Raw genomic sequence first — 25,467 nt, 5'->3', positions numbered from 1 at the left:
AAATCCGAACATTTTCCTAAAAATGCCATAATATACTTAATATAATGAATAGTAGAATAATAAATAATTTTCAGACAATTGTTTGCAATTTCTGGGTTAAGTGTGCTATAATGATAGGGCTAGTAGGTCTTGACGCAGAAGATTAGTACAAGGCTTGATATTATTATGATTACAATAGAAAGTGAAGACAATAAATATGGCAAATTTGCTGGCTAAAACACGTAAAATTACATCTATCTTGCAACGCTCAGTAGACAGCTTGGAAGGAGATCTTCCATACAACAACATGGCTGCTCAATTGGCGGATATCATTGATTGTAACGCTGCTATCGTTAATGGTGGTGGTGCTCTCCTTGGTTTTGCCATGAAGTACAAAACCAACAATGATCGTGTGGAAGAGTTTTTTGAAGCCAAACAACTTCCAGAAGAATACACACGTGGAATCAGCCGTGTTTATGACACTCAAGAAAACATTGGTATTGACAGTGACTTGACCATTTTCCCTGTGGAATCAAAAGATGACTTCCCAGATGGTTTGACTACAATTGCCCCTATCTATGGTGGTGGTATGCGTCTTGGTTCTTTCATCATTTGGCGTAACGACCATGATTTTGTGGATGAAGATCTTATCTTGGTTGAGATTGCCTCTACAGTAGTTGGGTTGCAGTTGTTGAACCTTCAAACAGAGAACTTGGAAGAAACAATTCGTAAACAAACAGCTATTAACATGGCTATTAATACCTTGTCTTACTCAGAAATCAAGGCAGTTTCAGCTATCTTGAATGAGTTGGACGGTTTGGAAGGTCGCTTGACAGCGTCTGTTATCGCTGACCGTATCGGAATTACACGTTCAGTTATCGTTAATGCCCTTCGTAAGTTGGAATCAGCTGGTATTATTGAGAGCCGTTCACTCGGTATGAAAGGGACTTATCTTAAAGTCCTTAACGAAGGTATCTACGATAAATTGAAAGAATACGAATAAGAAGAATACTGAAAGTAAGTGAGGTAGGAGGAACCTGCCCCACTTTTTTTAAAGGAGAAAGTAATATGACAAAGGCATTGATCTCAATTGATTACTCTTATGATTTTGTGGCAGATGATGGGAAGTTGACGGCTGGAAAGCCTGCCCAAGCCATTGAAGACCGCATTGCCCAGGTAACTCAAGAGGCCTATGACAATGGGGACTATATCTTCGTTGCTATGGACCGACATGATGAGGGAGATACCTTCCATCCTGAAACCAAGCTCTTTCCACCGCACAATATTGCAGGGACGTCTGGGCGAGAACTTTATGGTAAGTTAGCTGGTGTATATGATGCTATCAAGGATGATAATCGTGTCTTTTGGATGGATAAGAGACACTATTCAGCCTTTTCGGGAACAGATTTAGATATTCGTTTGCGTGAGCGTCGTGTGACGACAGTTGTTTTGACAGGAGTTTTAACAGATATTTGTGTGCTGCATACAGCCATTGATGCCTATAATTTGGGCTATGATATCGAGGTTGTAGCAAGTGCAACAGCTTCCTTGACGCCTGAAGCTCATGACTTTGCTATTGGGCATTTTAAGAATGTGCTTGGAGCAACAATTGTGGAGTAAGAAGATTTATGATTGAGAGTGGGAATCTGGCCTACTCTCGTTTTTTGTCAAAATCATAGGATAGTATCAGTTTTTCGTAGTTTACTATAAGAAAACGATTCCAGATTAGTATATACTATTACTGAAATAATCTTGAATCATAAAGAGGTAGAACAATGACTAAAAAAATGACTTTTCCTGATGGATTTTTGTGGGGTGGGGCGACAGCGGCCAATCAATGTGAGGGTGCCTATGATGCTGATGGGCGTGGTCTAGCCAATGTTGACGTGGTGCCAATTGGTGAGGATCGCCTTTCTATTATCACTGGACGTCGTAAGATGTTTGATTTTGAGGATGGCTATTTCTATCCAGCTAAGGAAAGTATCGACATGTACCATCGTTACAAGGAAGATATTGCTCTCTTTGGTGAAATGGGATTTAAGACCTATCGTCTTTCTATTGCTTGGTCACGTATTTTTCCTAAGGGTGATGAGGCTGAGCCAAATGAAGCTGGGCTTGCCTTTTACGAGGACCTCTTCAAAGAATGTCACAAGTATGGCATTGAGCCTTTGGTGACAATCACACACTTTGATTGTCCCATGCACTTGATTACAGAGTATGGTGGCTGGCGTAACCGTAAGATGCTTGGTTTCTATGAAAATCTTTGCCGTACCCTTTTCACACGTTATAAAGGTTTGGTTAAGTACTGGCTCACATTCAATGAAATCAATATGATTCTCCATGCACCATTTATGGGAGCAGGACTCTGCTTTGAAGAGGGTGAGAATGAGGAACAGGTTAAATACCAAGCAGCTCACCATGAATTGGTAGCTTCGGCTATGGCGACCAAGTTGGCCCATGAGATTGATCCTGAAAATAAGGTTGGTTGTATGTTGGCAGCAGGTCAATATTATCCAAATACAGCCCACCCACGTGATTACTGGGCAGCCATGCAAGAAGATCGTAGTAGCTATTTCTTTATTGATGTTCAGGCTCGTGGAGAGTATCCAAATTATGCTAAGAAGCAGTGGGAACGTGATGGCATTGAGATTGAGATGACTGAAGAAGATTTGGCCCTTCTTAAAGAGCATACTGTTGATTTTATTTCTTTCTCTTACTATGCAAGTCGTGTGGCTTCAGGTGATCCAGAAGTTAATGAAAAGACCGCTGGAAATATCTTTGCCTCTATTAAAAATCCATATTTGGAAGCTTCAGAGTGGGGCTGGCAAATTGACCCACTAGGTCTTCGTATTACCCTTAACGCCATTTGGGATCGTTACCAAAAACCGATGTTTATTGTTGAAAATGGTCTCGGTGCTGTGGATACACCAGATGAAAATGGCTATGTTGAAGACGATTATCGTATCGACTACTTGGCAGCCCACATCAAGGCCATGCGTGATGCTATCAATGAAGATGGTGTAGAGCTTTGGGGCTACACAACATGGGGCTGTATCGACCTTGTTTCTGCTGGAACTGGTGAAATGAAGAAACGTTATGGCTTCATCTATGTAGACCGTGACAACGATGGTAATGGTAGCCTGAAACGCTCTAAGAAGAAATCATTTAACTGGTATAAAGAAGTTATCGCAAGTAATGGTGCCTCTGTAGAATAGTCTATGAGTTGAGAGGTGTTCGCTGTTTTAAACCACGTGCTAGTCTGAATTCTATTTTACGCGTTTAACGAACACTAAAAGAAAATTGATCTCCAATTAAAGTCAGCCTTAGGGTTGGCTTTTTTTGTAAGAGATAGAAATTGTAATGTTTTCTAAAAAATGATATTCTTATTAGAGTTTGAGAGGAAGAAAACATGGGGAAAAAATCAGTTGTATTTGTAGCAGAGCTATCCTATATGGAAAAGTTAGAGGTGGCTCTAAAATCTTTGTGTGCACATAAAGGGCAGTGGAAAATTTATGTGCTAAATGAGAATTTACCAACAGAATGGTTTACGCTGATGAATCGTCGTCTAGAGGCTATTGATTCTGAAATTCTCAATTGTCGTGTGTCTGCCGAAAGCTTTAAACAATTTTCGCTTCCAAGTACGCATATTCATTATGCGACTTTTTTCCGTTATACAATTCCTGAGTTTGTTCAAGAAGATCGCGTTCTCTATTTGGATTGCGATATGATTTTTACGCAGGATTTGTCACCACTTTTTGAAGTGGATCTTGGCGGATTTGGTATTGGAGCGGTGGTGGACCGTCCGACGACGACAGATGGTTTTAACGCTGGCTTGATGGTTATTGATACCGATTGGTGGCGACAACACAAGGTGACAGAGTCTCTTTTTGACTTGACAAAAGAGCATCATCAAAATGTTTATGGGGATCAAGGAATCTTGAATCTTTATTTCAAGGATGCTTGGTATCAACTCCCATGGACCTATAATCTCCAAGTGGGTTCTGATAAGGACCAGTATGGTTATGGAGATTTGGAATGGTATGATGCTTTTAAAGGGGTACCAGCGGTTATTCATTATACTTCCCACAATAAGCCTTGGACGTCCAAACGTTTCAATCGTTTCAGGGATATTTGGTGGTTTTATTATGCCCTATCTTGGGAAGAAATCTTATTGAGAAAGCCATCCTTAAAGCTTAGCTTTAGTGACATGGTAGGTGATTTTCCTTACCATACGGCGATTTATACTAATACTGCAGACATCTTTGAATTGGAACATTTGCTGCAGGCTCTTCCAGATGTAGCTTTTCATGTTTTGGCTCATTCTCATTTCGGGTTTAATTTGGTGAAGTTGGAGCAGTATCCAAACCTTATTCTCTATCCATCCTTTGATCCCTTGACTAGTCGAAAGGTCTTGGAAAAAATAGATTTCTATTTGGATATCAACCCATTTGACGAGGTTGATCATATCACAGAAACGATTCATCAGTTGGGGCTTCCGATTTTCTCTTTTGAAGGAACAAATCACGACCAAACTGGGCAAAATCAAGTGTTCAAGAATGACCAAGTAGACCAAATGGTAAAGGCTGTTCGAGATTATATAGATACGATTGAGAGATAGACCATGGAAAATAAAGAAGTAGTTAGTATTGTTATTCCCATTTATAATGTGGAAGCTTATTTAAAGCAGTGTTTGGAAACGATAGTGAATCAGACTTATCCAAACCTTGAAATCATTCTTGTCAATGATGGCTCTCCTGATAAGTCAGAGGAGATTTGCAAGGAATTTTTCAAGCGAGATTCACGTATTCGCTATGTGCGACAAGTTAATGGCGGCCTATCTGCAGCCCGAAATACAGGGATTGACCTAGCCACAGGTGATTACATCACTTTTGTAGACCCGGATGATTGGGTAACAGAGGATTATGTGGAGACCTTGTACACTCAGCTTAAAAAGTATGAGGCAGATGTTTCTATTGCCAACTATAACTTGTTTAACGAGAGTATCAGTAAGTTTTTGATTAAGGTAACGGAGAACGATTATTCTGAAACCCTTTATGAGGGGAGAGAGATTATAGACCAGGATGCCATTCAAGAGACAAGAGATATGGCCTGGGCATGTGCTATGATGAAACTCTATAAAATCTCCTTATTTGAGGACCTTCGTTTTCCTGTCGGGAAGAATGTCGAAGATAATTTCCTTATGTATAAACTCTTGTTAAAGGCCAATCGTGTTGTTCATACTGAAAAATGTATCTACTGGTACCGAGTGGGTCGTAAGGATACGCTGTCGCAGGTCTGGACGGAGAAGCGTGTCTTAGATGAGATGGAAGCCAAGAATGAAAAACTAGCTTTACTAGGTATGTTGGGCTATGATTTGACCTGGCACCGTTATATTTATAAGACACGTCTGAAGCGGGCGATTGAAAAAATGGAAGAAGCTAATCTTCAAGATACTGAGACCTACAAGACGGCGCAGGTTAACTTGAGATTTTTGGAGCAATAAAGGTCGAGGGTTAAGCTATTTATTGCTTGGATTAGTCAGAAAGGATAACTATGCTTATTATTGCACAAGAACCTAGTCAGGCAACGGAAAAACTGAGAAGATTACTAGACTCCTTTGGTATCCAATCCCGTGTGTTTTACACGAATTTTGAAACGGATGTTGATAAGGACACTATTAGTTTAGCATCGTCATTTATTTATTCCTCTGAGGAAGATTATCAAGGGAAACCACTCTTTTTTAACGATTTGTCAGTTCCCATCTACTGGGAATTGTGGACTTTAGGGATTACGACCTATATTTTTGATGGTCAAGACCGCCGTGCCAGTGTCATTTTCCGTGACAATCTAAAGGAACGTACGGTCAAACAAGTCCAATGGTTTGGACAAGGGGAAAAAGTTGTTGCGGTTGATGATTATAATCGCTATGGTTGGCGTACCAAACAGCGCCTTCTGGATGATCAGGGGCAAGGCATTATGGATATTTACTTTAATCGTAATCAAGAAGAGGTCTTGCTTCACTATATTCAAGATGGATACCTGATTGATCAGGGGTCTGAAGGAAGAGATAGGATTTTTTCAGGTAGGGAAGAATTAACTAAGGCTGTTTTGAATCAGATCCTTGAGTCAGACGAAGCTATCATCTGTATGGATTCCAGTCTAATCCCGACATTGCAGACCTTGAATGCTAATCGTCTGGTTTATTGCTCCGACACTCATGATGGTCTTGAGTTTATTCAAAATCAAGTGAATCATGTTTTGGTTACTAATTATTATCCACAAGAGGAACGTAAGTCAGGAATGATTTATTTAGCTGGTGCAGAACAAGACGGTTCTCAGACTTTTGTGCCTCAAGCCATGGTGATGACTGCTTCTGAAAATATTGAGGGCCTAGCTGACTTAGTTGATGCTTTTCCGGATATTGACTTTCATATCGGAGCTCAAACTAGTATGGGACCAAAGTTGACTTGTCTCGAAGATAAGAGAAATGTCCATCTTTACCCAGGAATTCGTCAGGAGAAATATCAAGAGCTACTTAGGAATTGTTTCATTTATTTAGACTTGAATTATGGAAGTGAAGTGTCTGATGCAACTTTGGATGCGATTGAAAATGGGCAGTTGATTTTTGGCTTAGAATCAACGGTTCATCGTCCCTACTATAAGGACTTATCAACAGTCTATACTTCCTTAGAGGAACTAGAGCAAGGGTTCCGACAACTCATACAGCAAGCAGAGTTTTACCCTAAGGCTCTTGAAAGTCAGAAAGAGGTTTTGAAACTCGCCGAGAGGGAAGAAATCTTAGCTTTCTTTACTAGATTGGAGGGGGAAAAAGATGACGATTTACACCTTTAACCTATTGGTGGGCTATGAACCTAATGGTGTCGATGTGGCTCAGGCGTCTAGAGCTTTGATGCTACGTGAATTAAATGAGCCTGCTAAATTTGTCTTTACGACCTGGCCACAACCCTATAAATTAGATTATTATCTTTCTTTGGGGCATCGCTACGAGGAGCTCCTCCATGCCTATCTTAGCTTTACAGATCAAGACAGTCATATCCCATCTTTGACAGTGGGGGCCTTGCAGCAAAAATATAAGTTGACACGTCTAGATTTGAAGAGCCAAAGTGAAATAGAGTCTGTTTATGCCTGTTCTGATGGGACTTCTTTAGTCTTTAAGATGGATCCCTACCAAAAAGGTAGTGTGCGGTATGTAGACTACCACGTTAATGGCATGCTATTGAAGCGTGAGTGGTATGGAACAAGTAAATTGGTTACAGAATACTTTGAAAAAGGCATTATCATCAGGAGAAGTTATCACAATAAAGATGGTCGCATTGCCTTTGAAGAACTCAAGCAAGGAGCCAACTGGTTATATAGGCTAGGCACTGAAATTTTAGTGACCAAGACAGAGGTCATGCGTCGTTTTCTAGCAAGACTTCCTTTGACAGCTGCGGATACCTTGTTGCTGGATAGGGCTTCCTTGATGGAGTTTATGCGACCGATTTATGAACTGGATTCACCTGCAAAGCTAGGTTTTGTTTTTCATTCAGAGCATGAGTTTGAAAATGGGGACCTCTACTATGAGTATTATTACATCTTTAAGTACGCCCAACGCTTTGACTTCTTTATCACAGCTACTGAGGCACAAAAGGCTGTTTTAGAAAATACTCTGCAAAAGCAAGGTGTCACAGACGCTGCTATTTATGCCCTAGCAGTGGGACATTTGGATAAACTTAGTTTTCCAGAGGAGCAGAGGAAGCCTCTTAGTTTGATGACGGCTTCGCGATTGGACCCACGGAAACGCTTGGATTTGGCTATAAGAGCCGTTACCCTTGCCCATCAAAAAGAGCCTAACCTTCGCTTTGACATCTACGGTAAAGGTGGGGAGCAAGAGAATCTACAAGATCTAATTGATACTTTAGGGGCGAATGATTACATCCAACTTAGAGGACATGCGGATTTGCGTGACGTCTACCCTCAGTATGAACTTTATGTCACTACCTCTCAGTGGGAGACCTTTGGTTTGACCCTGATGGAAGCGGTAGGAGCAGGTTTAGCCCTGGTTGGTTTTGATGCCCGTTACGGCAATCCAACCTTCATCAAAGATGGTGAGAATGGCTATCTGGTTACTTATAGCGAGACTATGGATGAGGACCTGCTTGTTTCTCAGATGGCGGATAAAATTGTATTTGCCTTAGAGAGTGATCTTGAGTCTATGCACCAAGCCTCATATGAGTTGGCCAAACAGTATTTGAAACCTGAAATTCTAGAGGCTTGGAGAAAGCTCTTGATAGCCATACGATAAGTGTTTTGAAAAAGCTCTATCTCTGTAAACTGTAATGACAAAAAAGTTACTACAGTTTTTTTATCCTCCAAGCAAAATAGGCTAAATTATGGTAAAATAGAAGGTATTGAAAAATCATCATTTCACGAAAGGAAGCAAGATGAAAATTACGCAAGAAGAGGTAACCCACGTTGCCAATCTTTCAAAATTGAAATTCTCTCCAGAAGAGACAGCTGAGTTTGCGACAACCTTGTCTAAAATTGTCGACATGGTGGAATTGTTGGAAGAAGTGGACACAACAGGTGTTGCCCCAACAACGACCATGGCTGACCGCAAGACCGTATTGCGTCCGGATGTTGCTGAAAAAGGGAATGACCGTGACCGCTTGTTTAAAAATGTACCTGAAAAAGATAACTATTACATCAAGGTACCAGCTATCCTAGAAGATGGAGGAGATGCCTAATGTCATTCAACAATAAAACCATTGAAGAGTTGCACGACCTCCTTGTCTCTAAGGAAATTTCGGCAACGGAATTGACACAAGCGACGCTTGATGATATCAAGGCGCGTGAAGAAGCAGTCAATGCCTTTGTAACGGTGGCCGAAGAAGCTGCCCTTGCACAAGCTAAGGCCATTGATGAAAAGGGAATCGATGCTGACAACCTCCTGTCAGGGATTCCACTCGCTGTCAAAGACAATATCTCAACAGATGGCATCTTGACCACTGCGGCTTCAAAAATGCTCTATAACTACGAGCCAATCTTTGATGCGACAGCTGTTGCCAATGCCAAAGCCAAAGATATGATTGTCATCGGGAAGACCAACATGGATGAGTTTGCCATGGGTGGATCTGGTGAAACATCTTACTATGGCGCGACTAAAAACGCTTGGGACCATAGCAAGGTGCCTGGTGGATCTTCTAGTGGTTCAGCAGCTTCTGTAGCTTCAGGGCAAGTCCGTTTGTCCCTTGGTTCAGATACCGGTGGTTCTATCCGTCAACCAGCTGCTTTTAACGGGATTGTTGGTCTCAAACCTACTTATGGAACAGTTTCACGTTTTGGTCTCATTGCCTTTGGTAGCTCACTTGACCAAATTGGTACTTTCTCACCAACGGTTAAGGAAAATGCCCAATTGCTTAATGTCATTGCCAGTGAAGATGCCAAGGATTCAACTTCTGCACCTGTTCGTATAGCAGACTTTACTTCTAAGATTGGTCAAGACATTAAAGGCATGAAGATTGCCCTTCCTAAGGAATACCTCGGTGAAGGTATTGACCCAGAAGTCAAAGAAACCATCCTCAATGCGGCTAAACACTTTGAAAAATTGGGAGCAACTGTCGAAGAAGTTAGCCTTCCACACTCTAAATACGGGGTTGCTGTTTACTACATCATCGCTTCATCTGAAGCTTCTTCAAACTTGCAACGTTTCGACGGTATTCGCTATGGTTTCCGTGCAGAAGATGCTAAAAACTTGGATGATATCTACGTGAACACTCGTAGTCAAGGCTTTGGCGATGAGGTCAAACGCCGTATCATGCTTGGTACCTTTAGTTTGTCATCTGGTTACTACGATGCTTACTACAAGAAAGCTGGTCAAGTCCGTACCCTTATTATTCAAGACTTCGAAAAAGTCTTTGCGGATTATGACCTTATCCTTGGTCCAACAGCTCCAAGTGTAGCCTTTGATTTGGATTCGCTCAACCATGATCCGGTTGCCATGTACTTGGCTGACCTCTTGACCATTCCAGTCAACTTGGCAGGTCTTCCAGGGATTTCGATTCCTGCAGGTTTTGCTCAAGGTCTTCCAGTTGGTTTGCAGTTGATTGGTCCTAAGTATTCTGAAGAAACTATCTACCAAGCTGCAGCTGCCTTTGAAGCAACGACGGATTACCACAAGCAACAACCCCTTATTTTCGGAGGTGACAATTAATGAACTTTGAAACAGTCATCGGACTTGAAGTCCACGTTGAATTGAATACAAACTCAAAAATTTTCTCACCAACCTCTGCCCACTTTGGGAACGAGCAAAATGCTAACACTAATGTGATTGACTGGTCTTTCCCAGGGGTGCTTCCTGTCTTGAACAAGGGTGTTGTGGATGCTGGTATCAAGGCTGCTTTGGCGCTAAACATGGATATCCACCAGCACATGCACTTTGACCGTAAGAACTATTTTTACCCTGATAATCCAAAGGCTTACCAAATTTCGCAATTTGACGAGCCAATCGGTTACAACGGCTGGATTGAAGTGCAATTAGAAGACGGCTCAACCAAGAAAATCGGGATTGAACGGGCCCACTTGGAAGAAGATGCCGGTAAGAACACCCATGGAACAGACGGATTCTCTTACGTAGACCTCAACCGTCAAGGGGTTCCATTGATCGAAATCGTATCTGAAGCAGATATGCGTTCTCCAGAAGAAGCCTACGCCTATTTGACAGCTTTGAAAGAAGTTATCCAGTACACGGGTATTTCAGACGTCAAGATGGAAGAAGGATCGATGCGTGTGGATGCCAATATTTCCCTTCGCCCATACGGTCAAGAGGAATTTGGTACCAAGACGGAGTTGAAAAACTTGAACTCTTTCTCAAACGTCCGCAAGGGTCTTGAATACGAAGTTGAGCGTCAAGCGAAAATCTTGCGCTCAGGTGGTGTTATTCGTCAAGAAACACGCCGTTATGATGAAGCCAACAAGAGCACTATCCTTATGCGTGTCAAAGAAGGAGCAGCGGATTACCGTTACTTCCCAGAACCAGACCTTCCATTGTTTGAAATCTCAGATGAGTGGATCGAGGAAATGCGTACTGAGTTGCCAGAGTTTCCAAAAGACCGTCGTGCTCGCTACGTAGCAGAGCTTGGCTTGTCAGACTATGATGCCAACCAATTGACAGCGACGAAAGTTACTTCTGACTTCTTTGAAGCAGCTGTAGCCCTTGGTGGCGATGCCAAACAAGTGTCTAACTGGCTCCAAGGTGAAGTCGCGCAATTCTTGAACGCAGAAGGCAAAACGCTTGAAGAAATCAAGTTGACACCAGAAAACTTGGTCGAAATGATTGCCATCATCGAAGATGGAACGATTTCATCTAAGATTGCCAAGAAAGTCTTCGTTCACTTGGCGAAAAACGGTGGCGGTGCGCGTGAATACGTCGAAAAAGCTGGTTTGGTACAGATTTCAGATCCTGAAGTCTTGATCCCAATCATCCACCAAGTCTTTGCAGACAATGAAGCAGCCGTAGCTGACTTCAAGTCAGGTAAACGTAACGCTGACAAGGCCTTCACCGGCTTCCTCATGAAAGCAACCAAAGGCCAAGCCAACCCACAAGTAGCCCTTAAACTACTTGCCCAAGAATTGGCTAAGTTGAAAGAAGAGTAATAGATAAAGAACCAGCCGAAAGGTTGGTTTTTTATTTTTAGGGTATACAAAAACTCCTACGAATTATACTCGTTAGGAGCTTTTGAAAAAGACTAAGTGACTTTAGAAATGAGGAAGAGCTGAAGCAACCTTCATTTCTTCAGGAACAGTGACAATAACTTGATGAGCTTTTAAATGATATTTATCAATAATCCATTGACGAAGTTTTTCTTTAGAGACATTAGCAGTTCCTCGGAATTCATGTCCGTTATCATGGACAGTCCAGTCTCCCATTTTCTTAAAATCAGTATTCTTAAGTAAGTCAGGGTATTGATCTAGCTCTTTAAGATGAACAATGGTAAAGGTATTACTATTACGTACAATGACGTTTTTCTTTAAAGCCTTACTAAAGTACCAGAAGAGCATAGCAACAGCACTAACTCCAACAACAAGTCCAGCAAAAGCAATTAAAAACTGTATGAAATTCATAATATTGCCTCCTTATGAGGCATAGTATACTCTTTATCTAAAGCGTTTTCAAGCAAAAGATAACTTATTACTTTCCGTAGTATTATGGAAAAAGAATGCGTTTTCATTGTTATTTATGGAGTTTATAATAGAGGTATCAAAGTCAGGAGGAAAAACGATGACTACTTTTAAAGATGGATTTTTATGGGGTGGTGCTGTAGCTGCTCATCAACTTGAAGGTGGATGGCAAGAAGGTGGTAAGGGTATCAGTGTTGCTGATGTCATGACAGCTGGTCGCCATGGAGTTGCCCGTGAAATTACACCAGGTGTTTTGGAAGGTAAATATTATCCAAACCATGAGGCCATAGATTTTTACCATCGTTACAAAGGTGATATAGCGCTTTTTGCTGAAATGGGATTTAAGTGCTTCCGAACATCAATTGCTTGGACACGTATTTTCCCAAAGGGTGATGAATTAGAGCCCAATGAAGAAGGGTTGCAGTTTTATGATGATCTTTTTGATGAGTGCTTGAAGCATGGAATTGAACCTGTAATTACTTTATCACATTTTGAGATGCCTTATCATTTGGTTACAGAATATGGTGGGTGGAAAAACCGCAAATTGATTGATTTCTTTGTTCGCTTTGCAGAAGTCGTATTCAAACGTTATAAAGATAAAGTTAAATACTGGATGACCTTCAATGAAATCAACAATCAGGCCAATTACCAGGAAGATTTTGCACCATTTACGAACTCAGGTATTGTATACAAGGAAGGTGACGACCGAGAAGCTATTATGTATCAAGCAGCACACTATGAGTTAGTAGCCTCTGCTCGAGCAGTAAAAATTGGCCATGAAATCAATCCAGATTTTCAAATTGGTTGTATGATTGCGATGTGTCCTATTTATCCTGCAACTTGTAATCCTAAAGACATTTTAATGGCCATGAAGGCTATGCAAAAACGTTATTACTTTACTGACGTACATGTTTTTGGTAAATATCCTGAACACATTCTCAAGTATTGGGAACGTAAAGAAATCTCAGTTGACTTTACAGAGCAAGATAAAGAGGATTTACTTGGAGGCACGGTAGACTATATTGGATTTAGTTACTATATGTCTTTTGCTATCGATTCTCATCGTGAGAATAATCCTTATTTCGATTATCTTGAAACAGAAGATTTGGTTAAAAATAATTATGTTCAGGCATCTGAGTGGGAGTGGCAAATTGACCCAGAGGGATTACGTTATGCATTAAACTGGTTTACAGATCATTATCATTTGCCACTATTTATTGTTGAAAATGGTTTTGGTGCTATAGACCAAGTTGAAGCAGATGGCATGGTTCATGATGATTATCGAATTGATTACCTAGGAGCTCATATTCGTGAAATGAAAAAAGCTGTAGTTGAAGATGGTGTTGATTTAATGGGATATACTCCTTGGGGCTGTATAGACCTGGTTTCAGCTGGTACCGGTGAGATGAGGAAACGTTACGGATTTATCTATGTGGATAAAGATGACGATGGACAGGGAAGTTATGAACGCTCACCGAAAAAATCATTTAATTGGTATAAAGAAGTTATTGCATCTAATGGTGCAACGGTAGAATAAAACTAAGAAGCTGGGCTCATTCCCAGCTTTCTTAGTAAAGTAATTTTCAACTAGTATTTGGAAAGGGATTGTTATGACTATCTATTTAATGCTAACAGCAGTGATAGCAGGTCTTGTTCAAGGGACTACTGGATTTGGTCTAGGAATTGTAATGATGCTTGTTTTACCTTTTTTTTCTACCTCTAGCTAGTTCAGCAGCTGTAACAAATTTTATTAGTCTTCCCTTATGTTTGTTTTTGTACTTACGCTATCGAAAAGAGGTAAATCATAAGCTCCTTATATTGCCAACTCTTTTTTATATTGTGGGTTCTAGTTTAGCAATCTTATTAATACCATATATTAATCAATATTTACTAAAAATATTTTTCTCTCTATTTTTGATTGGACTCTCGATTTATTTTTTGAAATTTGCTACAACATTTCAGATAAGAGCAAGTTTAACTACGATGATTGTAACAGGGGTACTTTCTGGAATCTGTGATGGGCTCTTCGGTATTGGTGGACCACTAATGGTAGTATTTTATCTAGCTTTAGTGCCTACTAAAGAAGCTTATTTAGGGAGTATACAAGGTTTATTTTTATTAGTAGGGATTTATAATATTATTTTTAGGATTTATAGAGGGATATTTACTATAAATTTATTGCAACCTTCTCTATTTATAAGTGTGGCAGTTTTACTAGGAATGCTTATTGCAAATAGAATTGTAAATCGTATCAATCATGATTTGATACGTCAGTTAACGTATTGTTTTATTGGACTGTCTGGCGTGATAACACTACTGACGACCTTGTTTATTTAGGAGGAAAAAATATGATTGGTAGCATTGCAGCAATTTTAACAACATTTGCCTTTTTGCCGCAAGTTGTGCGTGTGGTAAAAACAAAAGATACTGAATTGATTGCCTTAGGGATGTATGTTATGCAGGTTATTGGCATTGCTTTGTGGCTTGCTCATGGTCTTCATATTGGTGACTTACCTTTGATTTTGGCTAATAGTGTTTCGTTCTTGCTATCTGGTATTATTTTGATTTATAAATTGAAGTACAAATAATTATTTTCCGTATCGTTGAGGAAAAATCAGCAATGGTAATTGTAAGCGCTTTACTTTATAATTAAAATGTAAATAAGAAATAACCCAATCAGGTATCAATTTGATGGGATTAGATTAAAGGAGAAAATCTTATGGCAAAAGCGTTGATTATTTGTGCGGCAGGAATGTCTTCATCACTCATGGCGAAGAAAACAACGGAGTTTCTAAAGGGAAAAGGTCAGGATATTGAGGTTGACGCTATTAGTGCTACTGAAGGCGGAAAAGCTATTGCAGCATCAGAGTTTGATTTGTACCTTGTAAGTCCTCAAACAAAAATGTATTTTAAACAGTTTGAAGAAGCAGGTGCTAAAGTCGGAAAACCAGTTGTTCAAATTCCACCGCAAGCTTATATTCCAATTCCAATGGGAATTGAAAAAATGGCTAATTTGATTGTAGAAAATATCTAATCTTCATTAAAGAAATAGTGCAAAAAATAGCTGTTAGTTAATATTATCTATTAGCTAAATTATAAATGATTCATAATATGACTTATGCTCAATAAAAAGAATTTAAGGTGTGAAAATATCCTATAATGGAAGGTGAGAATATCATTTTTAGGAGGATATGAGAGTGTCAAATACTAGAGAAAAAGGCATCCTTCAATTCTTGTTAAAGCACAGGGAACGTTATGTTACAAGTAAGGAACTTGCTGAATACTTGTCCTGTTCGGATAGAACTGTACGTAATCACTTGAAATCAATTGATCAAACCTTAAATCTCCAAGGTGTTAGGTTAGTGTCAAAACAAGGACAAGGCTATCGACTAATTTTTGAAAGTCAAGAAGTTTGCCAAACCTTTCGTCTAATCTATGAATTAGGCAACGATTATAGTACAAAAACGTCTATGTCTCAAGGTGATGATCGTCTAGCCTTCATTTTAAATAAGCTCTTGTTTGAACAGGTTCCGGTTCTTTTTGATGATCTAGTTGAGGAGCTATATGTTAGTCGATCAACTTTATCTAATGATTTTAAAAAGATTCGCCAGATGCTAGCTGACTATAGCTTAACTATAGAGAGTAGGGCGAATAAAGGTGTCTATGTTTCTGGTGAAGAACGTGACAAACGTCGCTTTATTATGAGTTATTTCTTAGAAAATCAGTTTTTTAAAGCATTGCATACTTATGTGAAGTCAAATTTTTTTGACCAAAATCTTCCATTAGAGGAGTTGGCAAAGATTGTTTTAGAAGAATGTCAGGAAGCTAATCTGAAGCTATCGGATTTTGTCTTACAAAATTTAGTTGTTCATATAGCATTAGCAATAGGTCGTATCAAGTCTGGTTTTGAAATTAGTAACTTAGACTGTCAGATGGTAGACAATGACATTGAACGCCAGGTTGCTAAGAGGATTCTTTCAAGAGTCAGTAGTGTAACCAATCAGGAATTTCCAGTTCAAGAGATTGATTATATTACCCTACATCTGTTAGCTAAAAGTCAGTTACCCCAAAACAATCAAACAGAGTTTTCTAAAGAGGCACTGAGAGACTCGGTGGTCCAAAGCTTTAAAACCTTAGGGTTAGATGATATATATCACTTTTCTTCGGATTTTCAGCTTATTGAGAGCCTTATAACTCATTTGATGACCTTACAGGTACGTTTAGCCAGTCATATTAATCTTAGTAATCCATTGGTAGATGAGGTTAAACAGAATTATAGTGATGTATTCTTCATGACCAAGGAAATTCTTGCAAATATGGAAGCTTTTTCACAGGCTACTATATCTGACGATGAAATAGTTTATGTCTGTCTTCATTTCTTGGCTGCTATCGAACGTCGAAAAGAAAACCATAAATTTTCAGTATTGGCGATTTGTGCGACAGGATTTGGGGCTGCTCAAATGCTTAAAAATCGTCTTGAATCTGAGCTTGGGAATCGTATAGAGGTGGTTGATGTCATAGGTTACTATGAGTTGAACCAAGAAAAAATAGACGGTATTGATTTTATTGTATCGGCTGTTGATTTATCAAACCTTTACTTTCAGATACCAGTTTTTACAGTGAGTGTTTTTCTTAAAACCGAAGAAATATCTCAGATCCGTCAGGCTATGGACCAGATGCAAGTTTCGAGAACTGGAAATCGTTCAGAAGTAGCTCGGATTAAAGACGATAATTTTAAACAATACTTTAGTCAAGATAACTTCTTTGTATGGACGAAATGCGATAAAACACGACTATTGGAAGAAATGGTTGAAGGTCTATCTGTCGGTGAATCAGATGATTTCAAACAATCTTTACTTTACGAAATTAAACAGCGTGAGGAATTAAGTTCTGTCGTCTTTTCCAAAAGAGTTGCGGTTCCACATCCCATTAGGCCTTTGGGGAAAGAAGTTAAAGTATCAGTTGGTATCTGTCAAGAACCTTTATCTTGGGATAATCAAAGTTCACATATTCAACTTGTTTTTCTTTTATCACCATCATTATATGGTAATGATGGGCTGAAGGATGTGACGAAGAAAATAGTTTCCTTAACAGAAAATGATGACTTACAAAAGCAATTAATCAATTGCAAGGATTTTGAAGATTTTATTACAATATTTGAAAAAATAACATAGGAGGTTCATATGAATCAAGAAGAACTACAGGTTGCAGCCTTTGAAATTATTCTTCATTCAGGCACTGCTAGAACAGAAATTCATGAAGCGTTTGCTGATATGCGAGAAGGACGTTTTGATGAAGCAGAAGCTAAGTTAGACCATTCAGATGAAGAAATTTTAGAAGCACACCATGCACAAACAAAACTTTTGCAAGACTATGCAAGTGGTGTAGAAATTAAGATTGAAATTATCATGGTCCATGCTCAAGACCATTTAATGACTACAATGACTCTATTGGAAGTGGCAAAAGAAATGCTGGTTCTTCATAGAAAGGTTGGCTAAGCATATATAGTTAAACAAGGAGAAAGACAATGACAAAAAAAGAACAACTAGAAATCGAGCGTCAACGTCGGGAGACAGCATTAAAAAATACTTTCTTTAATCGCTACCTTCTTCTACGTTATACAATAGCACTCTTCTTTTTTGGCAATATCTATTGGCTTTTAAACCAATTTATTCGTCCTTCTTTTGTTATTGTTCTCCCTATCACACTAATTGTATTAGCGATTTTGGCTACTGTTGAGCAGTTTCGATTGTATGGCAAGCGTGATGAACGTTTGAAGGTGACTCAGATGTTTATTCGCTCACAGGCAGTTATTCAGATGGGACTACTTGTTCTAACTTGGACGAGTTTGTTCACAACTCTTTTCCCAATTTTTGAAAATAATCAAGCTGCACGTTTCTTCGTTTTCGTTATTCTTTTACTAGGATTGGGCCTTTGCTTGCTAAATCTTAAAAGAATTCAAGAAATATATGAACGTAAAGATAAGGCTTATCAACGCTTTATCCAGTTAGAAAAGAGTTCTGTGACCTTATAACATCTTTTCAAAGGATTGCTATTGAAATAAATATAAAATTATTATTAAGGAGGTCCGATTATGGATCAACAAAACGGATTGTTTGGTTTCCTTGAAAATCATGTCATGGGACCAATGGGAAAACTTGCCCAGTTTAAAGTTGTACGTGCAATCACGGCAGCAGGTATGGCAGCTGTACCATTTACTATTGTAGGGTCAATGTTCTTGGTATTTAGTATTCTGCCACAAGCCTTCTCATTCTGGCCAATTGTAGCTGATATTTTCTCAGCTTCATTTGATAAGTTTACTTCTCTATACATGGTTGCTAACTATGCTACTATGGGTTCTCTCTCTCTTTACTTTGTTCTCTCACTTGCTTATGAGTTAACTAAAATCTATGCAGAAGAAGAAGATCTAAATATGAATCCTCTAAACGGTGCTCTTCTTTCGCTCATGGCTTTTATCATGACAGTTCCACAAATCATTTTTGACGGTGGAATGATGAAGGCTGTAGGTAGCCTAAAAGAAGGTGCAGTCGTTGTTGACGGTTGGGCAATGGGTAATGGAGTAACTCGCTTTGGTACAACTGGTATTTTCACAGCTATTATCATGGCTATTGTGACAGTCCTTATTTATCGTACATGTGTAAAACGTAATTGGGTTATTAAAATGCCTGAAGCTGTTCCAGAAGGGGTTTCTCGAGGATTTACAGCCTTGATTCCAGGTTTCGTTGTTGCGTTTGTTGTTATCTTTATTAACGGTGCACTTGTGGCGTTGGGAACTGACATCTTTAAAGTTATTGCTATTCCATTTGGGTTTGTTGCTAACTTAACTAACTCATGGATTGGATTAATGATTATTTATCTTTTAACTCAGCTTCTCTGGATTGTAGGGATTCATGGAGCTAATATTATCTTTGCTTTCGTTAACCCTATCGCACTTGCTAATATGGCAGAGAATGCTGCTGGTGGACACTATGCTGTAGCTGGTGAATTTTCTAACATGTTTGTTATCGCTGGTGGATCAGGTGCAACTCTTGGTTTGTGTCTCTACATTGCTTTTGCTGCCAAGTCAGAGCAACTTAAAGCGATTGGACGTGCCTCAGTTGTTCCAGCATTATTTAACATTAATGAACCATTGATTTTTGGTTTGCCAATTATCTATAATCCAGCATTAGCGATTCCATTTATCTTGGCGCCAATGGTTACAGCTACTATTTACTACTTTGTTAATGCATTGCATTTGATTAATCCTGTAATTGCACAGGTTCCATGGCCAACCCCAGTGGGAATCGGAGCTTTCTTAGGAACTGCAGATCTCCGTGCTGTCCTAGTTGCTCTTGTCTGTGCTGTTGCCGCCTTCCTTGTTTATTTCCCATTTATTCGTGTCTACGATAAGAAATTGTTGAAAGAAGAACAAGAAGCTTAATTTTTGATTAAAGATCTCAACTCTGGTTGAGGTCTTTTTTGTTATACTAGTGATATTCAATTAAGCATATTTTAAACAGGAGCAACCTAATGAACAAATTCTTAAGAGTCTTATTTATCCTAGTCATCCTCGCCATGACTGGTGCCATTATTTTTCAGCTATTCTTCCCCACCTATATGGGAAGTCATTCGGGTTACGGTATTTCAGTTGGATGGCAGAGGGAGATTGGTATTTGGAATGTGGCGGTTCTGATTATCCTCCTTGCCGTTAACCTAAAGTACGATTGGTTTTATCTGAGAGCAGTTCTGATTGCTTTGATTCTGGGAGGCCTAGGTATCGGAACCAATCATTTCCTTAGCTATCTTCAATACCATCACTCTGTTAATGCTGTTGGAGCTTTTGAGAATTATCTTTTAGTCCTTGGCTGGATTGTCGGTTGGTGGATAGAGGTATCTCGAATCAAAAAGAAATAACGTATATAATGCTGAGATTAGGGAAGTATCTTATGGGGTGCTTCCTTAATTTTTTTAGTCCAGTTTTTCCTTGACAAACAAAAGGAAAACGTTTACAATTTGAGATATGAAGTTTCCTGAAAAGAAAACCGAAAATTGTGAAAACAAGGAGATTATCAAATGGCTACAATGAAAGCAGCTCGCTGGCATGCAGCGAAAGATGTTCGTATCGAAGAAGTGGAAGTACCTGAAGTACAACCTCATCAAGTAAAAGTAGCGGTCAAGTTCACGGGAATCTGTGGTACGGACTTGCATGAATATTTGGATGGACCAATCTTCATTCCAACTGAAGAACATGTTTATTCTGGTCAAAAAGCACCGGTTACTTTGGGACATGAATTCTCTGGTGAAATTGTGGAAGTCGGAAGTGATGTGACTCGTGTTAAAGTTGGTGATCGTGTAACCATCGAACCAATTCTTGCAGAGCACAACTTGATTGGTGATTATAACCTCGATCCAAACTTGAACTTCGTCGGTCTCGCTGCAGATGGTGGCTTTGCAAAATATTGTGTCCTTGATGGTGATCTTGTTCATGTGATTCCAGATAACTTGAGCTATGAACAAGCGGCTCTTACAGAACCTGCAGCTGTAGCTGTCTATGCTGTTCGTCAATCTGCTTTGAAAGCTGGGGATACAGCTGTTATCTTTGGATTGGGACCAATTGGTCTCTTGATTGTTGAGGCCCTTCGTGCAGCAGGTGCATCAAAAATCTATGCGGTTGAATTGTCTCCTGAACGTCAAGCCAAGGCAGAAGAATTGGGAGCAATCGTTGTTCGCCCAGAAGAAGGAGAAACAGTCGTAGAAGCTATTCATCGTTTGACAGGTGGTGGAGCAGATGTTTCTTACGAAGTTACTGGGGTTCCAGTTGTTTTAGGACAGGCCCTTGCAGCTGTTCATAAAGCTGGGGAATGTATGGTCGTATCTATCTGGGAACGTGAAGCGAGCATTAATCCAAATGAATTCGCTATCCAAGAAAAATCTCTCAAAGGAATTATTGCCTACCGTCACATCTTCCCTAAAGTTTTGGAATTGATGGAACAAGGCTACTTCCCTGCTGATAAATTGGTTACTAAGAAAATTAAATTGGAGAATATCGTTGAAGAAGGATTTGTGGAATTAACACAAGATAAATCTCAAATTAAGATCTTGGTTGAACCAGAATAAGCTTGTAAAGGTCGAATGAATAGATATAGGTCGAAACCGTTTTGTTTCGACCTTTTTGTGTTACAATAACAGAAACAAATAGATTTGGGAGGCGACTATGTCAAAGACGCTAAAAGGTAGTCTGATGGTCATAACTGCTGGGATTGCCTGGGGGATTTCAGGGGTTTCAGGTCAATACTTGATGGCTCATGGGGTTAACGTCAATCTTCTAACGAGTTTACGTTTGATTCTGGCTGGAATTTTACTAACGGCTTCGGTCTTTTTCAGGCAGAGAGACAAGTTGGCTCAAGCTATTAAGGATAAGAAAACCTTGGTGACAATCTCCTTATTTGCAGTCTTTGGTCTGGTTTTGAACCAGTAGCATCAGTCATTTTGACGGTCTTAATCATGGGTGACCATTTCTTCGCTATTGATGTGGTTGGCATGGTTCTAATTGTTCTTGCCGTTATTCTCATTTCGCTTAAGGATTTAGTAGCCCTTAAAAAACAAGAAAAAATTCAAAGATAAGGACAGAGCCCAAGGGATTGTGGCTCTTTTTCTATACTATCGTGTCAAAGCTGTTCTTAAAAAATAGGACTTAAGTCCCACACATAAACCTTAAAAATATGGTAAAATAAGAGGTAAACTAACATTTTGGAGAAAAAATGAGTATAGACGATTATAGGCCCCATTTTATGGTGGAGGCTGTTTACGATTTGAAACCTGACCAGCTGCGTGAGCATGGTATTCGTGCTGTCTTGGTCGATTTGGATAACACCTTGATTGCTTGGAATAACCCTGATGGGACTCCTGAGCTACGTGCTTGGTTAGATGATATGACAGAGGCTGATATCCCTGTGGTTGTGGTTTCTAATAATAAGCATGAGCGTGTTGAACGTGCGGTTGCGAATTTCCACGTAGATTTCGTAAGTCGTGCCATGAAGCCTTTTACTAAAGGAATTAATGAAGCGATTGAGCGTTATCACTTTAACCGCGATGAAGTTGTTATGGTGGGTGACCAGCTCATGACTGATATCAGAGCTAGCCACCGAGCAGGTATTCGCTCGATTTTGGTCAAACCCTTGGTACAATCAGACGCTTGGGTAACCAAGTTTAACCGTTGGCGTGAGCGTCGCATGTGGAAAAAGATTGAAAAAGCATATGGTCCAATGACCTTTAACAAAGGAATTTAATGGAAGAATTATTTTGTATTGGCTGTGGAGCCCAAATTCAAACAGAAGATAAAGAAAAGGCTGGTTACACACCCGCTAGCTCGATAAAAAAAGCTGAAGAAACAGGCGAGTTGTACTGTCAACGTTGTTTCCGTCTTCGTCACTATAATGAAATTGTGGACGTCCACATCACAGATGATGAATTTTTAAAATTGCTTCATGAAGTTGGAGACAGTGACGCCCTCGTTGTCAATGTTGTTGATATTTTCGATTTCAATGGATCAGTTATTCCAGGCTTGTCACGCTTTGTTTCTGGTAATGATGTGCTCTTGGTCGGAAATAAAAAGGATATCCTGCCGAAATCTGTTAAAGATGGTAAGGTGACCCAATGGTTGACAGAACGTGCCCATGAAGAAGGAATGCGTCCTGTGGATGTCATGTTGACGTCTGCCCAAAATCATCACGCTATTAAAGAGTTGATTCAACGTATTGAAGATCTCCGTAAGGGATGTGATGTTTATGTTGTCGGTGTTACGAATGTTGGTAAGTCGACCTTAATTAATGCGATTATCAAGGAAATCACAGGTGATAAAGATGTTATTACGACTTCTCGTTTTCCTGGAACAACTCTTGATAAGATTGAAATTCCTCTGGATGATGGTACTTACATTTTTGATACACCAGGAATCATTCACCGCCACCAGATGGCACACTATCTGTCAGCCAAGGACCTCAAGTACGTTAGTCCTAAGAAGGAGATTAAGCCAAAAACTTACCAGTTAAATGCAGGTCAAACCCTATTCCTAGGTGGTCTTGGACGTTTTGACTTTATTGATGGGAATAAGCAAGGTTTTACAGCCTTCTTTGATAATAACTTGAAGCTTCATCGCACCAAGCTTGAAGGCGCAGATGTCTTCTATGATAAGCATGTTGGAAGTCTTCTCATGCCTCCTGGACCAAAGGAGCTTGCCGATTTTCCAAAACTTGTCCGTCACGAATTCACCATTAAAGATAAGACAGACATTGTCTTCTCAGGACTAGGCTGGATCCGTGTCCAAGGAAAAGCTGACCAACCAACCATCGTTGCTGCCTGGGCACCAGAAGGTGTTGGCGTCGTCGTACGAAAAGCGATTATTTAAACTTAATAAAGTAGTTAAAAGCATAAAAAGCGTCTTTTCAATGAACATGAAGTTTGCCTAGATTTAGGTCATGAGCAAACGATGTGTTTTTCGCTGTGATAGTAATCCAAGTAACATAAAATGTTACTTGGATTCGGAATTTTTGAGACCTTAGGCTCAAAAATTAGCTATGAAATCGAAGGTTTGCTAGCACCGTATCACCTAAGAAAAACAGCAAAAAAATTAAAAGGAATAAACATGTCATTAACATCAAAACAACGTGCCTTCCTCAAATCGGAAGCACACACTCTCAAACCTATTGTACAAATCGGGAAAAACGGTCTTAACGACCACATCAAAACTAGCGTTCGTAACGCCCTTGATGCTCGTGAATTGATCAAAGTAACCCTACTCCAAAATACCATGGAAGATATCCATGAAGTTGCCGAAATCTTGGAAGAAGAAATTGGCTGTGATACAGTCCTTAAGATTGGACGTATCTTGATTCTCTATAAAGAATCAGCTAAAAAAGAAAATCGCAAGTTGTCACCAAAGGTCAAGGCTATCCAAAAATAGTTGCTGACTTTGCTTGGTGAAGGAAAAACTAAGGTATAGGAACACTTTTGAAGCATTAAAGCTAGCCTTAAGTCAGTTGTATAATGCTTGAGAAAGAGGAGGCGTACATGGCACTAGATCTCGTAACCCCATTTACAAAGGTTCAACTAGAGGAAGAAATCAAAGATACAGGCCGTAAGCAAGTGGGAATATTAGGTGGAAACTTCAATCCTGTTCATAATGCCCACTTGGTTGTTGCTGACCAGGTGCGTCAGCAGTTAGGTCTCGATGAAGTTCTTCTCATGCCTGAATATGAGCCACCTCATGTCGATAAAAAAGAGACCATTGATGAAAAACACCGTCTTAATATGCTTATGTTGGCTATTAACGGTATCGAAGGATTGGACATCGAAACCATTGAGTTGGAACGTAAGGGAATCAGCTATACTTATGACACCATGAAGCTCTTGACGGAAGCGAATCCTGATACGGATTATTACTTTATTATTGGAGCGGATATGGTCGAATACCTACCTAAGTGGCATCGTATTGATGAACTTATCGAGATGGTACAATTTGTTGGTGTTCAGCGTCCTAAGTATAAGGCTGGAACGTCTTACCCAGTTATTTGGGTGGATGTGCCCCTTATGGATATTAGTTCGAGTGCAGTTAGAGCCTACATTAAGAAGGATCGCACACCTAACTTTATGGTGCCACAGTCTGTACTTGCCTACATCAAGAAAGCGGGGCTCTATAAATGACCTATGAAAAATACCTAGACTATTCTCGTGAAGAACTTCTTGAAAAGATTCGAGCGGTCATGAGTCCTAAACGCTTCAATCATGTCCTGGGTGTTGAGCGAGCTGCTATTGCTCTTGCTGAAAAGTACGGGTATGATACTGAGAAAGCTGGCTTGGCTGGTTTGCTTCATGATTATGCCAAGGAACTTCCAGATCAGGAATTCTTGGGGCTTATTGATAAGTATGAGCTTGATCCTGAATTGAAAAATTGGGGGAATAATGTCTGGCATGGCATGGTTGGGATTTACAAAATCCAAGAAGATTTGGGCTTGACTGATCCTGAGATTCTACGCAGTATTGAAATCCATACCGTCGGAAGCCATGAAATGTCAACCCTAGATAAGATTGTCTATGTGGCTGATTATATTGAGCATAACCGTAATTTCCCTTTGGTAGAGGAAGCTAGACAAGTAGCAGAGCAATCCTTGGATAAGGCCGTTGCTTTTGAGACAGTTCATACCGTGGAACACTTGGCTCATCAGGCCTTGCCGATTTTCCCGCAAACCTTGGAAACCTATAATGCTTTTGTGCATTACTTAAAAGATTAATAACAAATTACTGGAGAAT

28 protein-coding genes are annotated in these 25,467 nt (G+C 39.7%); 27 read left to right on the top strand and 1 reads right to left on the bottom strand.

Going from position 1 to position 25,467, the window contains the following annotated elements:
- Nucleotides 1-196 precede the first annotated feature (196 nt).
- The 10 genes from codY to gatB all read left to right on the top strand — a co-directional run bounded on the left by codY (nucleotide 197) and on the right by gatB (nucleotide 11,634).
- Entirely contained in the window at nucleotides 197-982 is a 786-nt protein-coding gene (gene codY, locus SSAL8618_RS08395) for a GTP-sensing pleiotropic transcriptional regulator CodY (protein ID WP_002884784.1), read from the top strand.
- Nucleotides 983-1,047: 65 nt separating this feature from the next.
- On the top strand, nucleotides 1,048-1,599 hold the full coding sequence (locus SSAL8618_RS08390; protein WP_004183314.1) for a cysteine hydrolase family protein: 552 nt from the start codon (nucleotides 1,048-1,050) through the stop codon (nucleotides 1,597-1,599).
- A 155-nt stretch (nucleotides 1,600-1,754) separates the two neighbouring features.
- Nucleotides 1,755-3,194, top strand: coding sequence for a 6-phospho-beta-glucosidase (locus SSAL8618_RS08385; RefSeq protein ID WP_022496408.1), 1,440 nt, complete (start codon nucleotides 1,755-1,757; stop codon nucleotides 3,192-3,194).
- Nucleotides 3,195-3,388: 194 nt separating this feature from the next.
- Nucleotides 3,389-4,597: a glycosyltransferase gene (locus SSAL8618_RS08380; protein WP_038676671.1), complete on the top strand. Its 1,209-nt coding sequence runs from the start codon at nucleotides 3,389-3,391 to the stop codon at nucleotides 4,595-4,597.
- 3 nt (nucleotides 4,598-4,600) lie between these two features.
- Nucleotides 4,601-5,482, top strand: coding sequence for a glycosyltransferase family 2 protein (locus tag SSAL8618_RS08375; protein WP_038676670.1), 882 nt, complete (start codon nucleotides 4,601-4,603; stop codon nucleotides 5,480-5,482).
- A gap of 50 nt (nucleotides 5,483-5,532) precedes the next feature.
- The gene (locus SSAL8618_RS08370) at nucleotides 5,533-6,831 is read left to right on the top strand and encodes a glycosyltransferase family protein (protein WP_022496410.1); all 1,299 of its coding nucleotides are present in this window, start codon (nucleotides 5,533-5,535) and stop codon (nucleotides 6,829-6,831) included.
- The gene (locus SSAL8618_RS08365) at nucleotides 6,812-8,284 is read left to right on the top strand and encodes a glycosyltransferase (protein WP_022496411.1); all 1,473 of its coding nucleotides are present in this window, start codon (nucleotides 6,812-6,814) and stop codon (nucleotides 8,282-8,284) included. Before SSAL8618_RS08370 ends, SSAL8618_RS08365 begins: the two co-directional genes overlap by 20 nt.
- Nucleotides 8,285-8,423: 139 nt before the next feature.
- Complete coding sequence (gene gatC / locus SSAL8618_RS08360; RefSeq protein ID WP_014634954.1) at nucleotides 8,424-8,726, top strand: Asp-tRNA(Asn)/Glu-tRNA(Gln) amidotransferase subunit GatC; 303 nt, start codon at nucleotides 8,424-8,426, stop codon at nucleotides 8,724-8,726.
- Nucleotides 8,726-10,192 (top strand): Asp-tRNA(Asn)/Glu-tRNA(Gln) amidotransferase subunit GatA, encoded by a 1,467-nt coding sequence (gene gatA / locus SSAL8618_RS08355; RefSeq protein WP_014634953.1) that lies wholly within the window; start codon nucleotides 8,726-8,728, stop codon nucleotides 10,190-10,192. Before gatC ends, gatA begins: the two co-directional genes overlap by 1 nt.
- Complete coding sequence (gene gatB, locus SSAL8618_RS08350; RefSeq protein ID WP_014634952.1) at nucleotides 10,192-11,634, top strand: Asp-tRNA(Asn)/Glu-tRNA(Gln) amidotransferase subunit GatB; 1,443 nt, start codon at nucleotides 10,192-10,194, stop codon at nucleotides 11,632-11,634. Before gatA ends, gatB begins: the two co-directional genes overlap by 1 nt.
- A 102-nt stretch (nucleotides 11,635-11,736) precedes the next feature.
- On the opposite strand, the gene SSAL8618_RS08345 is transcribed toward gatB, so the two are convergent.
- Complete coding sequence (locus SSAL8618_RS08345; protein ID WP_022496413.1) at nucleotides 11,737-12,102, bottom strand: hypothetical protein; 366 nt, start codon at nucleotides 12,100-12,102, stop codon at nucleotides 11,737-11,739.
- Nucleotides 12,103-12,259: 157 nt separating this feature from the next.
- Between SSAL8618_RS08345 and SSAL8618_RS08340 the strand changes: the two genes are divergently transcribed.
- The 17 genes from SSAL8618_RS08340 to yqeK all read left to right on the top strand — a co-directional run bounded on the left by SSAL8618_RS08340 (nucleotide 12,260) and on the right by yqeK (nucleotide 25,448).
- A complete protein-coding gene (locus SSAL8618_RS08340; protein WP_022496414.1) occupies nucleotides 12,260-13,696 on the top strand; it encodes a 6-phospho-beta-glucosidase in 1,437 nt (478 codons plus the stop codon).
- A 158-nt stretch (nucleotides 13,697-13,854) separates the two neighbouring features.
- Nucleotides 13,855-14,496 (top strand): sulfite exporter TauE/SafE family protein, encoded by a 642-nt coding sequence (locus SSAL8618_RS08335; protein ID WP_038676667.1) that lies wholly within the window; start codon nucleotides 13,855-13,857, stop codon nucleotides 14,494-14,496.
- An 11-nt stretch (nucleotides 14,497-14,507) separates the two neighbouring features.
- Nucleotides 14,508-14,747: a SemiSWEET transporter gene (locus SSAL8618_RS08330; RefSeq protein WP_038676665.1), complete on the top strand. Its 240-nt coding sequence runs from the start codon at nucleotides 14,508-14,510 to the stop codon at nucleotides 14,745-14,747.
- A 131-nt stretch (nucleotides 14,748-14,878) separates the two neighbouring features.
- Nucleotides 14,879-15,193 (top strand): PTS cellobiose transporter subunit IIB, encoded by a 315-nt coding sequence (locus SSAL8618_RS08325; protein ID WP_003096262.1) that lies wholly within the window; start codon nucleotides 14,879-14,881, stop codon nucleotides 15,191-15,193.
- Between the two features lie 157 nt (nucleotides 15,194-15,350).
- Nucleotides 15,351-17,333, top strand: coding sequence for a BglG family transcription antiterminator (locus tag SSAL8618_RS08320; protein WP_174411753.1), 1,983 nt, complete (start codon nucleotides 15,351-15,353; stop codon nucleotides 17,331-17,333).
- A 9-nt stretch (nucleotides 17,334-17,342) separates the two neighbouring features.
- Complete coding sequence (locus SSAL8618_RS08315; protein ID WP_022496417.1) at nucleotides 17,343-17,657, top strand: PTS cellobiose transporter subunit IIA; 315 nt, start codon at nucleotides 17,343-17,345, stop codon at nucleotides 17,655-17,657.
- A gap of 29 nt (nucleotides 17,658-17,686) precedes the next feature.
- Nucleotides 17,687-18,193, top strand: coding sequence for a hypothetical protein (locus SSAL8618_RS08310; RefSeq protein WP_022496418.1), 507 nt, complete (start codon nucleotides 17,687-17,689; stop codon nucleotides 18,191-18,193).
- A gap of 60 nt (nucleotides 18,194-18,253) precedes the next feature.
- The gene (gene celB, locus SSAL8618_RS08305; RefSeq protein WP_004183297.1) at nucleotides 18,254-19,600 is read left to right on the top strand and encodes a PTS cellobiose transporter subunit IIC; all 1,347 of its coding nucleotides are present in this window, start codon (nucleotides 18,254-18,256) and stop codon (nucleotides 19,598-19,600) included.
- 89 nt (nucleotides 19,601-19,689) lie between these two features.
- Nucleotides 19,690-20,073, top strand: coding sequence for a hypothetical protein (locus tag SSAL8618_RS08300; protein ID WP_022496419.1), 384 nt, complete (start codon nucleotides 19,690-19,692; stop codon nucleotides 20,071-20,073).
- A 159-nt stretch (nucleotides 20,074-20,232) separates the two neighbouring features.
- Nucleotides 20,233-21,276 (top strand): 2,3-butanediol dehydrogenase, encoded by a 1,044-nt coding sequence (locus SSAL8618_RS08295; RefSeq protein WP_038676662.1) that lies wholly within the window; start codon nucleotides 20,233-20,235, stop codon nucleotides 21,274-21,276.
- Between the two features lie 97 nt (nucleotides 21,277-21,373).
- Entirely contained in the window at nucleotides 21,374-21,637 is a 264-nt protein-coding gene (locus tag SSAL8618_RS10975; protein WP_022496421.1) for an EamA family transporter, read from the top strand.
- Between the two features lie 11 nt (nucleotides 21,638-21,648).
- Nucleotides 21,649-21,783, top strand: a complete 135-nt coding sequence (locus SSAL8618_RS10970; RefSeq protein ID WP_371212475.1) for a hypothetical protein — start codon at nucleotides 21,649-21,651, stop codon at nucleotides 21,781-21,783.
- 137 nt (nucleotides 21,784-21,920) lie between these two features.
- Entirely contained in the window at nucleotides 21,921-22,448 is a 528-nt protein-coding gene (locus SSAL8618_RS08285; protein ID WP_038676658.1) for a YqeG family HAD IIIA-type phosphatase, read from the top strand.
- The gene (gene yqeH / locus SSAL8618_RS08280) at nucleotides 22,448-23,566 is read left to right on the top strand and encodes a ribosome biogenesis GTPase YqeH (protein ID WP_038676657.1); all 1,119 of its coding nucleotides are present in this window, start codon (nucleotides 22,448-22,450) and stop codon (nucleotides 23,564-23,566) included. The genes SSAL8618_RS08285 and yqeH overlap by 1 nt, the downstream gene beginning before the upstream one ends.
- 237 nt (nucleotides 23,567-23,803) lie before the next feature.
- The gene (gene yhbY / locus SSAL8618_RS08275; RefSeq protein ID WP_002884193.1) at nucleotides 23,804-24,121 is read left to right on the top strand and encodes a ribosome assembly RNA-binding protein YhbY; all 318 of its coding nucleotides are present in this window, start codon (nucleotides 23,804-23,806) and stop codon (nucleotides 24,119-24,121) included.
- A gap of 107 nt (nucleotides 24,122-24,228) precedes the next feature.
- A complete protein-coding gene (locus SSAL8618_RS08270) occupies nucleotides 24,229-24,861 on the top strand; it encodes a nicotinate-nucleotide adenylyltransferase (RefSeq protein WP_002884372.1) in 633 nt (210 codons plus the stop codon).
- A complete protein-coding gene (yqeK, locus tag SSAL8618_RS08265; protein ID WP_038676655.1) occupies nucleotides 24,858-25,448 on the top strand; it encodes a bis(5'-nucleosyl)-tetraphosphatase (symmetrical) YqeK in 591 nt (196 codons plus the stop codon). The genes SSAL8618_RS08270 and yqeK overlap by 4 nt, the downstream gene beginning before the upstream one ends.
- The last annotated feature ends 19 nt before the right edge of the window (nucleotides 25,449-25,467 follow it).

This window comes from Streptococcus salivarius (genome assembly GCF_000785515.1).
GTDB lineage: Bacteria > Bacillota > Bacilli > Lactobacillales > Streptococcaceae > Streptococcus > Streptococcus salivarius.
This window is presented reverse-complemented; position numbering and strand designations above follow the sequence as displayed.

Coding starts and splice junctions, on each gene's coding strand:
- codY (WP_002884784.1), top strand. CDS start 197: ATGGCAAATTTGCTGGCTAAAACACGTAAAATTACATCTATCTTGCAA.
- SSAL8618_RS08390 (WP_004183314.1), top strand. CDS start 1,048: ATGACAAAGGCATTGATCTCAATTGATTACTCTTATGATTTTGTGGCA.
- SSAL8618_RS08385 (WP_022496408.1), top strand. CDS start 1,755: ATGACTAAAAAAATGACTTTTCCTGATGGATTTTTGTGGGGTGGGGCG.
- SSAL8618_RS08380 (WP_038676671.1), top strand. CDS start 3,389: ATGGGGAAAAAATCAGTTGTATTTGTAGCAGAGCTATCCTATATGGAA.
- SSAL8618_RS08375 (WP_038676670.1), top strand. CDS start 4,601: ATGGAAAATAAAGAAGTAGTTAGTATTGTTATTCCCATTTATAATGTG.
- SSAL8618_RS08370 (WP_022496410.1), top strand. CDS start 5,533: ATGCTTATTATTGCACAAGAACCTAGTCAGGCAACGGAAAAACTGAGA.
- SSAL8618_RS08365 (WP_022496411.1), top strand. CDS start 6,812: ATGACGATTTACACCTTTAACCTATTGGTGGGCTATGAACCTAATGGT.
- gatC (WP_014634954.1), top strand. CDS start 8,424: ATGAAAATTACGCAAGAAGAGGTAACCCACGTTGCCAATCTTTCAAAA.
- gatA (WP_014634953.1), top strand. CDS start 8,726: ATGTCATTCAACAATAAAACCATTGAAGAGTTGCACGACCTCCTTGTC.
- gatB (WP_014634952.1), top strand. CDS start 10,192: ATGAACTTTGAAACAGTCATCGGACTTGAAGTCCACGTTGAATTGAAT.
- SSAL8618_RS08345 (WP_022496413.1), bottom strand. CDS start 12,102: ATGAATTTCATACAGTTTTTAATTGCTTTTGCTGGACTTGTTGTTGGA.
- SSAL8618_RS08340 (WP_022496414.1), top strand. CDS start 12,260: ATGACTACTTTTAAAGATGGATTTTTATGGGGTGGTGCTGTAGCTGCT.
- SSAL8618_RS08330 (WP_038676665.1), top strand. CDS start 14,508: ATGATTGGTAGCATTGCAGCAATTTTAACAACATTTGCCTTTTTGCCG.
- SSAL8618_RS08325 (WP_003096262.1), top strand. CDS start 14,879: ATGGCAAAAGCGTTGATTATTTGTGCGGCAGGAATGTCTTCATCACTC.
- SSAL8618_RS08320 (WP_174411753.1), top strand. CDS start 15,351: ATGAGAGTGTCAAATACTAGAGAAAAAGGCATCCTTCAATTCTTGTTA.
- SSAL8618_RS08315 (WP_022496417.1), top strand. CDS start 17,343: ATGAATCAAGAAGAACTACAGGTTGCAGCCTTTGAAATTATTCTTCAT.
- SSAL8618_RS08310 (WP_022496418.1), top strand. CDS start 17,687: ATGACAAAAAAAGAACAACTAGAAATCGAGCGTCAACGTCGGGAGACA.
- celB (WP_004183297.1), top strand. CDS start 18,254: ATGGATCAACAAAACGGATTGTTTGGTTTCCTTGAAAATCATGTCATG.
- SSAL8618_RS08300 (WP_022496419.1), top strand. CDS start 19,690: ATGAACAAATTCTTAAGAGTCTTATTTATCCTAGTCATCCTCGCCATG.
- SSAL8618_RS08295 (WP_038676662.1), top strand. CDS start 20,233: ATGGCTACAATGAAAGCAGCTCGCTGGCATGCAGCGAAAGATGTTCGT.
- SSAL8618_RS10975 (WP_022496421.1), top strand. CDS start 21,374: ATGTCAAAGACGCTAAAAGGTAGTCTGATGGTCATAACTGCTGGGATT.
- SSAL8618_RS08285 (WP_038676658.1), top strand. CDS start 21,921: ATGAGTATAGACGATTATAGGCCCCATTTTATGGTGGAGGCTGTTTAC.
- yqeH (WP_038676657.1), top strand. CDS start 22,448: ATGGAAGAATTATTTTGTATTGGCTGTGGAGCCCAAATTCAAACAGAA.
- yhbY (WP_002884193.1), top strand. CDS start 23,804: ATGTCATTAACATCAAAACAACGTGCCTTCCTCAAATCGGAAGCACAC.
- SSAL8618_RS08270 (WP_002884372.1), top strand. CDS start 24,229: ATGGCACTAGATCTCGTAACCCCATTTACAAAGGTTCAACTAGAGGAA.
- yqeK (WP_038676655.1), top strand. CDS start 24,858: ATGACCTATGAAAAATACCTAGACTATTCTCGTGAAGAACTTCTTGAA.